The organism is Dyella sp. Tek66A03, from assembly GCF_052567735.1.
In genome coordinates this window covers 4,186,433-4,199,728 of the sequence record NZ_CP199584.1, presented here as the reverse complement: position 1 = coordinate 4,199,728, position 13,296 = coordinate 4,186,433, and the positions used below count along the sequence as shown (strand labels likewise).

Sequence of the window (13,296 nt, the reverse complement as noted above, 5' to 3'; positions counted from 1 at the left end):
GCATGCGTCGGCACGTAGTGTTGCCTTGTGTGCTGGGGCTGACCGGCAGCCTGCTCGCCACCCCCGTGCCGGCACGCCCACCCGACACGCCGGCGGTGTGGCGCGACGACTTCACCTCCCGCGTGGAAGTGCTGGCGCTGTTGCAGTCGCTCAATGCCGACCTGTTGAGCCATCCGAGTGCCACGCTGACCCTGGAGCGCTGGTGTGGGTCGCACCAACTGGCGGCCGAGGCCAAGGTCGTGGCCGAGCGCGTGCGCGGAGTGGACAAGCCGTTGCCAGAAAGCGCACGCGAACAACTTGGCATCGGTCCGGACGAATCCGTGCGATACCGCCGCGTGCAACTCGCTTGCGGCGGCCACGTGCTGTCCGAGGCCGATAACTGGTATGTGCCGAGTCGACTCACCGACGCGATGAATCACGAGCTCGACACCACCGACACGCCGTTCGGCAAGGTGGTGCAGCCCTTGCATTTCCGTCGACAGACCTTATCAGCGGATCTGCTGTGGTCGCCGCTGCCGCCGGGTTGGGAAAGCGGTGTGCCGCTACCGCCACCACATGCCGGCGCGCTGGAGATTCCGCGCTTCGTGCTGCAGCACCGCGCCGTGCTGTACGACCAGGCAAACCGTCCTTTCAGCCTGGTGGTCGAGAGCTATACCTCGGACGTGCTGGCCTTTCCTCCGCCAACCCGCTAGCGGTTGCTCGTAGCGCAGGCGACCCTCTATGTCGGTCAGCCCGTGGTCAAGCCGTCCGCCTCTCTCTCTGTAGTAGCGCACCCTGTGCGCGACCATCAGCAGGACTGCCGCTTCGCACAGCGCTGACTACCGTGATGAGAACCTGCGCAACGGTGTCGTCATCGCGCAAAGGTGCGCTCCTACAGGCCCGCTGTGCGCCATCTATTACCTCGCCGTTCATTGCACCGGTACGTCGTAGATCGTGTCCGTCGCCGGTCCCGGCGTCAGCGTGTAGTGCCACCATTCCATCGGGTAGTTGCGGAAACCCCCGTGCTCCATCGCATCGCGCAGCAGGGCACGGTTGGCATGCTGCGAGGGCGTGGCTTGTGGCGAGTCGGTATTCGCCAGCGGGCCGAAGAAATCAAAGCCCGTGCCCATGTCCAGTGGCGCGCAATGGGTATCGCTGGCATCGCATTGCAGCAGGGTCAGATCCACAGTGGCGCCACGACTATGCCCCGACACCGGCGCGATGTAGTCGCCGAGCAGCTTGCTCTTGTCCAGGTCCGGATAATGCGTAGCCTTGGTGCGCTGGTCGGAAAGATCGGCGGCCCAGCGCACAAAGTGCTTCACCGCCCGTGCCGGGCGATAGCAGTCGAACAACTGCAGCCGCAGGTGACGTGGGCGCAGGTCATGTTCGACGCGCGCAAGTGCTTCGGCCGCGGGTCGCAGAAGGAAACATTTTGGCGCGAGATAACCCTCCACCGGTGTGCCAACGAAGTTGTCGCTGCCGGCGTACTTGATGTCTTCGGCGATGTCCGGCACCACCTGACGAATGTCGACCAGGCCAGCCTGATCGGGTGTCTTGGCGGTCGACAGGACCGGTGTCGAGTCCGCCGCCGCCTGCGCGACCGGCAGCACGCCGGCCAACAGGCCGGTGCCAACCGTCATGGCCAGCGCGAAGGCACCGCCTGGAGCACCGAACACTTTCATGCCCTCTCCCCGTGGTGTGAAGGAAGGCATCGTACAGGCGCAGCGCTGCCCGTGGCTCATGCTGGCGGCGCGCGACGGGGACGGAGCAGCATCTGGCGCCTTGGGGCGATATCCTCGGCGTCGGGCTCCGTTTTTTTTGCGATGCCCGCGCTGGCTTCGACGTAAAGGATCATCATGCGATTGCTCCCCGCCGCAGCACTGTTACTCGCCGTCTCATGGGTTGCCGTGCCCGTGCAGGCATACCACGGAAGTGGGCAGTTGCAGGTGCCCCCCTCAGGCGTCATCGGCCTGGACAACGAAGCCATGCTCACCCCTGACTTCTGGATCCAGCAGCTTGCCCAGCCCGATCGAGTGCTGCTCGGCGCGGAAGCCATATCCGCGCAGAATACCCGGCTGTTCCAGCTCGATCCGTCCATGCGCGATCTTCGGACGCTGCCGACGACGCTGACGCAAGCGGAGGTGGTGGCCTGGATCAAGGGCATCTCTGAACTGCCCAAGCGGCCGCTGTACGACGAGAAGGGCGAGCCCGTGCCCGCCGACGTGCTTCGGCAGGTTAGCGATCGGCTCGCGCTCGACAGCGTGCCGGCGGAGCAACGCACGCGCTACGGTCTGGTGCTGCGTCGGGCTGCGTTGCGCAGTTTCCCGACTGACTTGCGGGTGTTCACCTCGGCCGACGACAGCGATATCGATCGTTTTCAGGAGACGGCCGAGTTCCCCGGCACGCCGGTGGTGATTGCGCATGAAAGCAGCGATGGCCAATGGCTGTTCGTGCTTAGTCCGCGCTACGCGGCGTGGACGCGCAAGGACAACGTCGCCGAGGGTTCGGCCGAACAGGTCTTCGGCTATGCGCAAAGGCAGCCGCGGCGCGTGGTGACGGGTCCGCGGGTGGAGACGGTTTACTCGCCCGAACAGCCGGCCGTATCTCAGCTGCAGCTGGATATGGGGGTTGGCGTACCCGTGATGACCGATCATCCCGCCGACCAGCCCGTCCATGGCGAGTCGCCTTATACCGCGCATGTGATCGAACTGCCGATACGGACGTCAGGAGGCATGCTCGGCTTCTCGCCCGCGCTGATCCAACGGCATGCGGACACCGCCGCCGATTACTTGCCGCTTACCGAAGCCAACATTCTCCGTCAGGCCTTCAAGTTCCTGGGCGAGCGCTATGGTTGGGGGCATGCCTACGATGGACGTGATTGCAGCGGTTTCGTGGCGGATGTCTATCGCAGCATGGGTGTGCAGATGCCGCGCGATACCGGCAGGCAGGCCGTCAGTCCGGCACTGACGCATCAGGTGTTCACCAGCAAGGATCGCCACGACGTACGCATGAAGGCCGTCAATGCGTTGCAGGTGGGCGACCTGGTCTACATACCCGGCCACGTGATGATGGTCATTGGCCAGCGCCGCGGTGAGCCGTACGTGATCCACGACACCACGGGCATCAGCTATCGCGACATCGGTGGCGCGATGCGCGAGGTCAAACTCAATGCAGTGTCGGTGACGCCCTTGCTGCCGCTCATGCTGGACAGCAAGCACTCCTACGTGGACAGCATGAGGAGCATCGTGCATGTGCATCCCTGAGCCACGGAGGCCTACCCATCTCGAAGGTATTGAGGCAGGCTGGATGCACCCATTCCTATCCTTTCCGATGTGACCTCGCATGCCACCCTTCCATCGCCATTCCGGATTCCGTCGACTCTTGGCTTGCAGCTTTGCCATCGTCGCGCTCGTCGGCAGCGCCATGAGTCTGGCGGCCGAGGGCAACGCCGGCTGGCGTGATGCGCGGCAGATGGTGCTGGTGGTGATTCCCGACTGGAACACCGATCACGGCGTGTTGCGCACTTACGAGCGCAAGGGCAATACGTGGCATGAAGTTGCCAGCGCACAAGCCGTGACCATAGGTCACGCCGGTGCCGCCTGGGGTCTGGGTCTCCATGATGCGCAAGCGCAGGGCCCGCAGAAGCAGGAGGGCGATGGTCGCAGCGCCGCTGGCGTGTATCGCATCGGCGAGGCATTCGGCTATGCGGCGAAGACCGATACGCAGCTGCCGTATCGCGCGCTGCAGATGTCCGACTACTGCATGGACGTGAGCGGCTCGCCTTACTACAACCGCATCGTCGATACGCGCCAGGTGGGCGAGCAGGCCGTCGCCGGTTCCAGCGAGCCGATGCGGCGCGACCTGCTTCTCAACGGCGATCAGCTCTACAAGGTCGGCTTCGTGATCGAGCACAACGCCCAGGGGCGCGAAAAGGCGGGCAGCTGCATCTTCGCCCATGTGTGGAAGTCGCCCACGGACGCCACCGCCGGCTGTACCGCGATGCCAGAGTCCCTGATGCGCCAGCTGCTGGCGTGGTTGAAGCCGGAGGACCATCCGGTCTTCGTGCTATTGCCGCAAAACGAGTACGCGCGTTCGCAGTTGGCATGGCACCTGCCCGGGCTGGATCACCAGCCCTGAGAGCGGCTCCGAAGCCGCCAGATGCTGCAGTGCGACGCCGCTTTGAGCACAATGTACTTCCTGCCACCGCAAAACCGCCGTCGGGCGTTTCCCCCGTCCGGCGCCAAATGCACTTCGTCTTTCGGTTAATTGTTGCTTTCAATCAATGGGTTGGTCTTTCCATGCTGCTGATGATCGATAACTACGACAGCTTCACCTTCAACCTCGTGCAGTACCTGGGCGAGTTGGGACAGGAGGTGAAAGTGGTGCGCAACGATGCGCTCGACGTGGCCGGCATCCGGGCGCTGCGACCCACCCACATCATGATTTCGCCGGGGCCTGGCACGCCGGACGATTCGGGTGTGTCGCTGGGCGTGCTAAGCGAACTGGCCGGGGAGATCCCGGTATTTGGCGTGTGTCTCGGGCATCAGGCCATCGGCCAAGTGTTTGGCGGCAAGGTGATCCGTGCCAAGCAGATCATGCACGGTAAGACCTCGCCGGTACGCCATCGCGGCAGAGGCGTGTTTGCCGGTTTGCCCGATCCGTTCGAGGCCACGCGTTATCACTCACTGGTGGTGGAACAAAGCTCACTGCCCGATTGCCTTGAAGTCACCGCGTGGACGGAGAACGCCGATGGCTCGATCGACGAAATCATGGGGTTGCGCCACAAGACCTTGAATGTCGAGGGCGTGCAATTCCATCCGGAGTCCATCCTCACGCAATACGGCCACGACCTGCTGCGCAATTTTCTCGGCCTGCCGCTTAGGCTGGCCGCATGAATGGCGTTACCACCAGCCAGCCCGTGGGTCGTCGCGTGACGATTACTCCGCAGGAGGCGCTGCAACGCACGATCGAGCATCGCGAGATCTTCCACGACGAGATGATCGAGTTGATGCGTCAGATCATGCGCGGTGAAGTGAGCCCGCTGATGACCGCGGCCATCATCACCGGCCTGCGCGTGAAGAAGGAAACCGTCGGCGAGATCACCGGCGCGGCGCGCGTCATGCGTGAGCTTTCGGCCAAGGTCGATCTGCCGCCGCACGAACACTTCGTCGATATCGTCGGTACCGGCGGTGACGGTACGTCGAGCTTCAATATCTCCACGGCGTCGATGTTCGTGGCCGCCGCCGCCGGTGCGCGCATCGCCAAGCATGGTGGCCGCAGCGTATCGTCCAAGTCGGGCAGTGCCGACGTGCTCGAGGCGCTCGGCGCGGCGATCGAGCTGCCGCCGGCGCAGGTGGCGCAATGCATGCGTGAAACCGGCATCGGCTTCATGTTCGCACCGAATCATCATCCTGCGATGAAGGTGGTGGCACCGGTGCGCAAGGAAATGGGCGTGCGCACGCTGTTCAACATTCTCGGTCCGCTGACCAATCCGGCGGGCGCTCCCAACATCCTGATGGGGGTGTTTCACCCGGACCTGGTTGGCATCCAGGTTCGTGTATTGCAGGCACTCGGCGCGAAACATGCACTGGTGGTGTGGGGACGCGACGGCATGGACGAGATTTCATTGGGCGCAGCGACCTTGGTAGGCGAGCTGCGCGACGGCGAAGTGCGTGAATACGAGGTGGAGCCGGAGGATTTCGGACTGGCCATGGCGTCCAGCCGCAACCTGCGGGTGGAGAATGCGCAGGAGTCGCGCGCTATGCTGCTGGAGGCCTTGGATGGCCGCAGCGGCGTGCCGCACGATATCGTTTGTCTCAACGCGGGTGCGGCGCTCTACGCTGCCAATGTGGTGGATTCCATCGGCGCCGGCATTGAGCTGGCCCGCGCAACCATCGCCAGCGGCGCCGCCCGTGCGAAAATGGACGCCTTCGTGGCAGCGACACAGCGTCTTGCGTCTAAGCACTGATGCTTTTGCCACGTTTTTCACGCCATGACCGACTAGGCTGCCGCCATGACCGACATCCTTCAACGCATTTTGACCCGCAAGACCGAAGAGGTCGCCGAGCGTAGTGCCAAGCTCCCCCTGATCGAGCTGTCCTCGCGCGTGGTGGATCTTCCAGATACGCGCGGTTTTGCCGCGGCCATCGAGGCCAAGATCGACGCCGGTCTGGCGGCCGTGATCGCCGAAGTGAAGCGCGCCAGTCCGAGCAAGGGCGTGATCCGCCCGAATTTCGATCCGGCCGCCATTGCGCGCAGCTACGAAGCGGGCGGTGCGGCCTGTCTTTCCGTGCTGACCGATCGCGACTTTTTCCAGGGTTGCGAGGATTTCCTGCAGCAGGCGCGTGCGGCCTGTTCGTTGCCCGTGCTGCGCAAGGACTTCGTGATCGATCCGTATCAGGTGTATGAGGCGCGCGTGATCGGCGCCGACTGCATCCTGCTCATTGTTGCCGCGCTCAGCGATGGCGCCTTGCTGGATTTGTCGATGCTGGCCGCCGAGCTGGACCTGGACGTGTTGTGCGAAGTGCACGATGCCGAAGAGCTGGAGCGTGCACTGGCCTTGCCGGTGCCGCTGATCGGCGTCAACAACCGCAATCTGCGCACCTTCCACACCTCGCTCGAGACCTCGCTGGAACTGCAGCAGTTGATGGAATACGACCGCATCCTGGTCAGTGAGTCGGGCATTCATACACCCGACGACGTGGCCTTGCTGCGTGATGCGGGTGTCAACGCGTTCCTGGTCGGCGAGGCGTTCATGCGCGCGGACGATCCGGGCAGCGAGCTCAAGCGCCTGTTCGACGGCAAGTAAGTCATGGCTACAGTGGAAAAAGAGCTCGTGCCGGATACTTCGGAGGTAACCCCTTCCGCGACGCGCACGGTGCTGTTCGATTTCGACGGCGTGCTGATTCACGGCGACGCGTTTTCCCTGTTCATGCGCGAGCGCTACGAACGCTCGGTGCTGCGCAAGCTGGCGGTGCTGTTGGCCTTGCCGTGGCTAGTCTTGGTGCTGCCGTTTTCGCGCCAGCAGGTGGCGCGTACGCTGGTGCACATCGCCCTGATGGGCCTGAGCGAGCGGCGCTACCAGGCCGTGGTGCAGGCCTTCGTCGCCAGTCTGGTACAGCGGCCGCGCCAGTTCAGTCGTGATGGCCTGCATGCGCTGCGTCGCCATCAGGCCGAAGGCGATCGGGTCATCGTGGTGACCGGCTGCGAGCACGTGCTGGTCAGTCAGATCCTTGACCAGCTTGGGCTAACCGGCGTCGAAGTGCTGGCCTCGCAGCTACGTCCCGGCATCCTGGGCATGCGCGTGAAGCTGCACAACATCGGGCGGCGCAAACCGGTCCGGCTCGGCGCGATTGGCGTGAAAGAGTGGCATATCGCCTATAGCGATTCGCTGGTCGACGTGCCGATGCTCAAGCCGGCGGCCGAGGCGGTGCTGGTCAATGGCACGCCCAAGCTGTGCAAGAAGATGGAAAAGGCGCTGGGGCGCACCATCACCCGGGTGGATTGGTTCTAGCCTGACCTTAGGCAGGGTTGCGCGACAGGGTCTCAGGAATTACGTTAGCACTAACGCAATTTCCTGGCAGGCCTTTCCATGTACCTCTCATCCCTAGGCGAACTGGCGCTTGGCAGCCGGCTCAAGGCGCTCAGCGACCAGTTCTACGCGGCGGCCGACGAGGTCTATCGCAGCTGCGGAGCCGCTATCGAATCGCGCTGGTTTCCGGTGTTGCGCTATCTGTGGGAGAACGGTGCGACCACGGTCAGTGAGGTCGCCACCGCCATCGGCCAAACCCATTCGGCGGTGAGCCAGCTCGCCGACAAGCTGGTGCGCGCCGGCCTGGTGAAGCGACGCAAGGATGCGCAAGACGGCCGTCGTAGCCTGTTGGTGCTGACGGATAAAGGGCGCGCTGCGCTGACCTCGCTCGGGCCGGTGTGGGTGGCGATCAGGCGCGGGGCGATGGCCACGCTGGGGCACGATGGCGTGGCCTTGCTGGTGACTCTGGCGGCCTGCGAAAAGTCGTTGCAGGAACGACCTGTGGTCGCGTCCATGCTCGCCGAGCATGCTGCGCTCAGTGCCGCCGAACTGGAGGTGATCCCCTACGAGCCGGCCTTAAAGGAACATTTCTATCGCCTCAACGCGGCGTGGCTGAAGCGGTATTTCCGGATCGAGGATATCGATCGCGTCGTGCTCGGCGACCCCGAGCGCCATGTACTGGAGCCTGGCGGTGCGATCTTTTTCGCGCGACTGGGCGGTGAAGTCGTGGGCACTTGCGCGCTGTTGCAGGAATCGCCAGGCGTGTACGAGCTGTCGAAGATGGGTGTGGACGAGATGTTCCGCGGCCTGGGAGCCGGGCGGCGCCTGCTCGACGCGGCGATTGCCGAATTTCATCGGCGCCAGGGCAGGGAGCTGTTCCTGGAGTCCAACAGCCGCCTCAAGACGGCGCTGCGCATGTACGCACAGGCGGGCTTCGTCATGCAGTCGTCCGTACGGCCCGGCTCGCATTACGAGCGAGCCGACGTCTACATGGTCTACCAGTCCAAAAAAGGCAACGGAGTCAGGGCGTAAGCGTTTCATTCCCGTCGTCCCAGCTTTCGCTGGGATGACGGTCATAGGGGGCGTTTTGAAGCGCGCTGACTCAACGGGTGCCGCGCACCACGATGGTCTTGCCCGCCACGTCGATCATGCGCTGCTCCTCGAGCTGCTTGAGCACGCGGCCGACCATTTCGCGGGAGCAGCCCACGATACGGCTCACTTCCTGGCGCGAGATGCGGATCTGGGTGCCTTCCGGGTGGGTCATGGCATCCGGCTCCTGGCACAGGTCCAGCAGGGTCCGGGAGATGCGGTTGGTCACATCCATGAACGCCATGCGGCTGACCTGGCGCGAAGTGCGCAGCAGACGATTGGTGAGTTGGGCGCCAATCGCGAACAGGATCTTCGGGCACTCCTCGCGCAGCGGTCCTTCCATCAGCTGGAACAGGCGTTCGTAGCTGATTTCGGCCATTTCGCAGGGGGTACGGGTGCGCACCATCGATTCGCGCTGCGCCTGTTCCACGAACAAGCCCATCTCCCCGATGAACTGGCCGCGGCTCAGGTAAGCGAGGATCAGTTCGCGACCCTGCTCATCCTCGGTGCATACGGCAAGCGAGCCGTCGATGATGTAATACAAGGTGTTGGCCGGGTCGCCCGGACGGATGATGGCGGTCTTGCCCGGGTAACGGCGCCGGTGGCAAAGGGCCAGAAAACGCTCCATGGATGCCGGGTCCGGTGCAAAATTGGCTGGCGCCTGGGAACGTTCAAAAGCTTGTTGTAGCTGATATTTAAGTTGCGCCACGATGTGTCCCGTAGATTATGGTCCGAGGCCTGCGAGCGGCCACCGGGATGTCCAATCCATCCCCCTCCGGGCATTATGGCAAAGTAACTTGACCTGCCGAAGGTTCAGTTTTTCTTTTTTTTGCCGCATACTTCACGGTCTTTCGGACGCGATCCCCTTGTCGCGCTCCGGTCACAAGGGTCGTGGAAGCTTCAGGCTTTCGCGTCGAATTTTCCAGCGGGGACCCTTGTCGCTAACCCGCCTCTGCTGCTGGCCGTACGTCCCGGTCATGGAGAGCCGTTGTGGTGAAACCACTTCCCCGCCTGCGTTTGCAGGGTTTCAACAACCTGACCAAGGCGTTGAGCTTTAACATCTACGACATCTGCTATGCGGTGTCCGAAGAACAGCGCCAGCGCTACATCGAATACATCGATGAGCAGTATGACGCTGACCGTCTTACCCAGATCCTGACCGATGTGGCCGAGATCATTGGTGCCAACATCCTGAACATCGCACGCCAGGATTACGATCCGCAAGGTGCATCGGTGACCATCCTCATCTCCGAGGAGCCGGTGGTCGAGAAGCTCGGCCGCGACACCATTTCAGGTGCCGTGGTGGCGCATATGGACAAGAGCCACATCACCGTCCATACCTATCCGGAAACGCATCCGCACAACGGCATCGCGACGTTCCGCGCGGACATCGACGTGGCCACCTGCGGCGTTATCTCCCCGCTGAAGGCCCTGAACTACCTGATCGACAGCTTCGAGTCGGATATCGTCATCGCCGACTACCGCGTGCGAGGGTTTACCCGCGACGTGAAGGGCAAGAAGCATTTCATCGATCACAAGATCAACTCCGTGCAGGACTACCTGGCCAAGCACATTCGCCAGAAGTACGAGATGTTCGACGTGAACGTATATCAGGAAAACATGTTCCACACGAAGATGCATATCAAGGATTTCGACCTTGATACGTATCTGTTCGAGGCGCATGCCGACGATCTCTCCTTCAAGGAGCGCCAGCGCATCGAGTCGCTGCTGCGCCGCGAGATCGAAGAACTGTTCCACGGCCGCAACCTGATGTGATTGATCGGGCATGGCCCAAAGAAAACCCGCCGAAAGGCGGGTTTTTTGTGCGCTCCTACACAGCGTCGGGCAGCGCCTTAAATGCGGTACGCCACCGCCTTCATCACCATCGAGCTCAGGTGCATCAGCCCAGGAATGGGAAACGGCAGGTCAATGCCGCCGCGCACCTTGGCCTCGTGCGCGTGGCGCACTTCGTCGGCCTGCATCTGGGTGAGGATCGCGCGTGAACGCTCGTCCTGGGGCGGCAGCTTGTCCAGATGCTCCTCCAGATGCGCTTCCACCTGGCGCTCGGTTTCGACCACGAAGCCCAGGCTCACCGGATCGCCCGCCAGTGCGGCGGCCGCGCCGATCACATAGCTGCCGGCGTACCACAGCGGATTGAGCAGGCTGGGGCGACTGTCCAGCTCCTTCAGGCGCTCCGCGCACCAGGCCAGGTGATCGGTTTCTTCGTTGGCGGCGTGCTGCAGGTGCGCCCGGTTTTCTTCGCCGCGCGCCAACGCGGCCTGGCCGTCGTACAGGGCCTGGGCGCAAACCTCGCCGGTGTGGTTGATACGCATCAGCCCGGCAGCGTGGCGACGTTCGGCGTCGTCCATGTCGGACTCGTCAAACGCCTCGGCGGGTGAGGCACGGCCGGCTTCCGGCGAGCCCGCCACGGTTTCCAGGGCGCGTTCGATGCCGGCCAGCAGGCGGTCGAGAGGAGAGAGTGTGCGTGCATTCATGGCGATACCTCTATGAAATCAATTGCCTGGCCAGCAAAGTCAGTGGGTGCTGGTGAGGCCAATGGCGACCGCCTTCGTCCATGCCTGCGGCCAGATGCAGGCGGCAACCGATATTGGACGATAACAACTGCTGTGGCGCCAGGCCGGCGATCTGTTCCAGCGTGTCGTCGCGAAGACGTGCGGCGCGCTCGGGAAACTCGAGCATGTGAGAGCCCGCGGCGCCACAGCAATGCGGTGGACGTGGCACGGGCTTCACCTCCAGCTCCGGTACCTGGCGTAGAAGGCTGAGCAAGGCTTCTTCACTGCGCGCCACATTGGTCTGCGTGCAGGGCAGGTGCAGGGCGACGGAGCGCGCCAAGGGTCCGAAGCGCAGTCGGTCCGCGCGGGCGGACAACAAGGTGACCGGGTCCGCCACGGTGACGCCGGGCAGTGCGCGCCGCAGCGTGCCGAGGCAGCCGGGCGTGATCGACACCAGTTGTTCGGCGCCTGATGCCTGCCACGCGTCGCGAACGCGTTGAGCGGCGCGCTCGGCGCCTTGGGCTTCCCCGCCATGCAGGTCGATGGCGCCGCAGCAGAAGGCTGGTAATAGGGAAATCCGGTAGCCGGCGGCACGCAGCAGGACGATGGCGGCTTGCTGGGCGGCGGCATCCTCGACACTGGCGACGCAGCCGGGAAATAGCGCGATGCTTGGCTGTGCCGACGGGCTATCGGCCAGGGAAGACTTCAGCGCATCGTCGTTCGCGGCATCAGGGAGCGTGTTTAGCGCTGCACGCCATGAAGATGCCGCTGGCAGCCGTTCTGCGAGACGCTTCTTCCAGCGCGCGGAGCCCAGCGCCTTTCCGAGGCGGCCAGCCAGCCGTAACAGTGCCGGCCGCTGGATCATCGCCAGCAGCAGCCGTGGTCGTCCGGGCATGGGGCCGATCATGGCGCGGGTTTCGACCAGCAGCTCGCCGTATTGGACGTAGGCGGGGCACACCCGCTCGCAATTCAGGCAACCCAGGCAGTGATCCAGATGTTCACGCAGGGCCGCCGTGGGCTCTACGTCGCCCCGCGCCAGCGCAGCGGCGATGGCAATGCGGCCCCGCGGCGACTCCGCTTCGTTGCCATCCAGGGCATAGGTAGGACATACCGGCAGGCACAGTCCACACTGAACGCACTGATCGGCCAACGAGGCAATGCGTAGGGGGGGCTTTTCATGAGGCATGCCGATCATGCTATCATCGCCAGCTCGCAGCCCGCCGGTCGGTGGGCTTGCGCGATTGATGAAAACTCCGTTATCATCTCGCGCCTTTGTTCCACCGATTACGTGTACCGCCCTGGTGGCGGCAGACTAGGTATTCTGAAATGAAAACGTTCAGCGCCAAGCCGGAAAGTGTCAAGCGCGATTGGTTCGTGATTGATGCAACGGACAAGACGCTCGGTCGTCTGTCGACCGAGATTGCCCGCCGCCTGCGTGGCAAGCATAAGCCCGAGTTCACTCCTCACGTCGACACTGGCGATTATATCGTCGTGGTCAACGCCGAGAAGGTTGCCGTCACTGGCGCCAAGCTGGACGACAAGATGTACCACCGCTTCACCGGCTACGTCGGCAACCTGAAGACGATCAGTCTCAAGGACCTGCTGGCTACGCATCCGGAGCGCGTCATCGAAATCGCCGTCAAGGGCATGCTGCCGAAGAATCCGCTCGGCCGCGCGATGTACCGCAAGCTCAAGGTGTATGGCGGTGCCGAGCATCCGCATACCGCACAGCAGCCGCAGGCGCTGGAACTCTAAGGAACCATCATGGCTATCCAGCAGAATTACGGCACCGGCCGCCGCAAGACCTCCGCCGCTCGCGTGTTCCTGCGCAAGGGCAAGGGCGAAATCATCGTCAACGGCAAGAGCCTCGAGCAGTTCTTTGGTCGCGAGACCTCCTGCATGATCGTGCGCCAGCCGCTTGAACTGATCCAGGCCAGCGACAAGTTCGACGTCAACGTCACCGTTGCCGGCGGCGGCATCACCGGCCAGGCCGGTGCGATCCGTCTCGGCATCGCCCGTGCGCTGATCGAGTACGACGATACCCTGAAGCCGCAGCTCCGCAAGGCTGGCTTCGTGACCCGCGACGCCCGCGAGGTCGAGCGTAAGAAGGTCGGTCTGCACAAGGCCCGCCGCGCTACCCAGTTCTCGAAGCGCTAATCACGCTTCGACGGTACGGTGCACCAA

General features: G+C 63.4%; 15 protein-coding genes. 11 read left to right on the top strand and 4 right to left on the bottom strand.

The genetic code is table 11. From position 1 onward, the window contains the following. The first annotated feature begins 2 nt into the window (after window positions 1-2). Window positions 3-692: a hypothetical protein gene (locus ACT01B_RS18785; RefSeq protein ID WP_445144723.1), complete on the top strand. Its 690-nt coding sequence runs from the start codon at window positions 3-5 to the stop codon at window positions 690-692. A gap of 216 nt (window positions 693-908) precedes the next feature. Here ACT01B_RS18785 and ACT01B_RS18780 read toward each other — a convergent pair whose 3' ends face one another. Then, window positions 909-1,661: a M15 family metallopeptidase gene (locus tag ACT01B_RS18780; protein ID WP_445144722.1), complete on the bottom strand. Its 753-nt coding sequence runs from the start codon at window positions 1,659-1,661 to the stop codon at window positions 909-911. Between the two features lie 174 nt (window positions 1,662-1,835). Here ACT01B_RS18780 and ACT01B_RS18775 point away from each other — a divergent pair, with 174 nt between their 5' ends. The 7 genes from ACT01B_RS18775 (at window position 1,836) to ACT01B_RS18745 (ending at window position 8,542) form a co-directional block, all read left to right on the top strand. Further along, window positions 1,836-3,242, top strand: a complete 1,407-nt coding sequence (locus tag ACT01B_RS18775) for a C40 family peptidase (RefSeq protein ID WP_445144721.1) — start codon at window positions 1,836-1,838, stop codon at window positions 3,240-3,242. Window positions 3,243-3,321: 79 nt separating this feature from the next. Continuing rightward, window positions 3,322-4,116 (top strand): L,D-transpeptidase family protein, encoded by a 795-nt coding sequence (locus ACT01B_RS18770; protein ID WP_445144720.1) that lies wholly within the window; start codon window positions 3,322-3,324, stop codon window positions 4,114-4,116. A 161-nt stretch (window positions 4,117-4,277) separates the two neighbouring features. Then, complete coding sequence (locus ACT01B_RS18765) at window positions 4,278-4,874, top strand: anthranilate synthase component II (protein WP_445144719.1); 597 nt, start codon at window positions 4,278-4,280, stop codon at window positions 4,872-4,874. Further along, on the top strand, window positions 4,871-5,947 hold the full coding sequence (gene trpD / locus ACT01B_RS18760) for an anthranilate phosphoribosyltransferase (protein WP_445144718.1): 1,077 nt from the start codon (window positions 4,871-4,873) through the stop codon (window positions 5,945-5,947). The genes ACT01B_RS18765 and trpD overlap by 4 nt, the downstream gene beginning before the upstream one ends. A gap of 45 nt (window positions 5,948-5,992) precedes the next feature. Beyond that, entirely contained in the window at window positions 5,993-6,787 is a 795-nt protein-coding gene (gene trpC, locus ACT01B_RS18755) for an indole-3-glycerol phosphate synthase TrpC (protein ID WP_445144717.1), read from the top strand. 27 nt (window positions 6,788-6,814) lie between these two features. Beyond that, window positions 6,815-7,492 carry a haloacid dehalogenase-like hydrolase gene (locus ACT01B_RS18750; RefSeq protein WP_445144716.1) on the top strand — a complete coding sequence of 226 codons (678 nt, stop codon included), beginning with the start codon at window positions 6,815-6,817 and terminating at the stop codon, window positions 7,490-7,492. A gap of 78 nt (window positions 7,493-7,570) precedes the next feature. After that, complete coding sequence (locus tag ACT01B_RS18745) at window positions 7,571-8,542, top strand: bifunctional helix-turn-helix transcriptional regulator/GNAT family N-acetyltransferase (protein ID WP_445144715.1); 972 nt, start codon at window positions 7,571-7,573, stop codon at window positions 8,540-8,542. A gap of 70 nt (window positions 8,543-8,612) precedes the next feature. Here ACT01B_RS18745 and crp read toward each other — a convergent pair whose 3' ends face one another. Next, complete coding sequence (gene crp / locus ACT01B_RS18740) at window positions 8,613-9,308, bottom strand: cAMP-activated global transcriptional regulator CRP (protein ID WP_445144714.1); 696 nt, start codon at window positions 9,306-9,308, stop codon at window positions 8,613-8,615. Between the two features lie 281 nt (window positions 9,309-9,589). On the opposite strand from crp, the gene speD reads away from it, so the two are divergent. Further along, on the top strand, window positions 9,590-10,375 hold the full coding sequence (gene speD, locus ACT01B_RS18735; RefSeq protein ID WP_026633844.1) for an adenosylmethionine decarboxylase: 786 nt from the start codon (window positions 9,590-9,592) through the stop codon (window positions 10,373-10,375). Between the two features lie 77 nt (window positions 10,376-10,452). On the opposite strand, the gene coq7 is transcribed toward speD, so the two are convergent. Together coq7 and ACT01B_RS18725 are read right to left on the bottom strand one after the other, a co-directional pair. After that, window positions 10,453-11,094: a 2-polyprenyl-3-methyl-6-methoxy-1,4-benzoquinone monooxygenase gene (coq7, locus tag ACT01B_RS18730; RefSeq protein WP_445144713.1), complete on the bottom strand. Its 642-nt coding sequence runs from the start codon at window positions 11,092-11,094 to the stop codon at window positions 10,453-10,455. Window positions 11,095-11,104: 10 nt separating this feature from the next. Further along, on the bottom strand, window positions 11,105-12,298 hold the full coding sequence (locus tag ACT01B_RS18725) for a (Fe-S)-binding protein (RefSeq protein WP_445144712.1): 1,194 nt from the start codon (window positions 12,296-12,298) through the stop codon (window positions 11,105-11,107). 140 nt (window positions 12,299-12,438) lie between these two features. Between ACT01B_RS18725 and rplM the strand changes: the two genes are divergently transcribed. Both rplM and rpsI read left to right on the top strand, forming a co-directional pair. After that, window positions 12,439-12,867, top strand: a complete 429-nt coding sequence (gene rplM, locus ACT01B_RS18720; RefSeq protein ID WP_445144711.1) for a 50S ribosomal protein L13 — start codon at window positions 12,439-12,441, stop codon at window positions 12,865-12,867. Window positions 12,868-12,876: 9 nt separating this feature from the next. After that, on the top strand, window positions 12,877-13,269 hold the full coding sequence (rpsI, locus tag ACT01B_RS18715) for a 30S ribosomal protein S9 (RefSeq protein ID WP_445144710.1): 393 nt from the start codon (window positions 12,877-12,879) through the stop codon (window positions 13,267-13,269). Window positions 13,270-13,296: the final 27 nt, after the last annotated feature.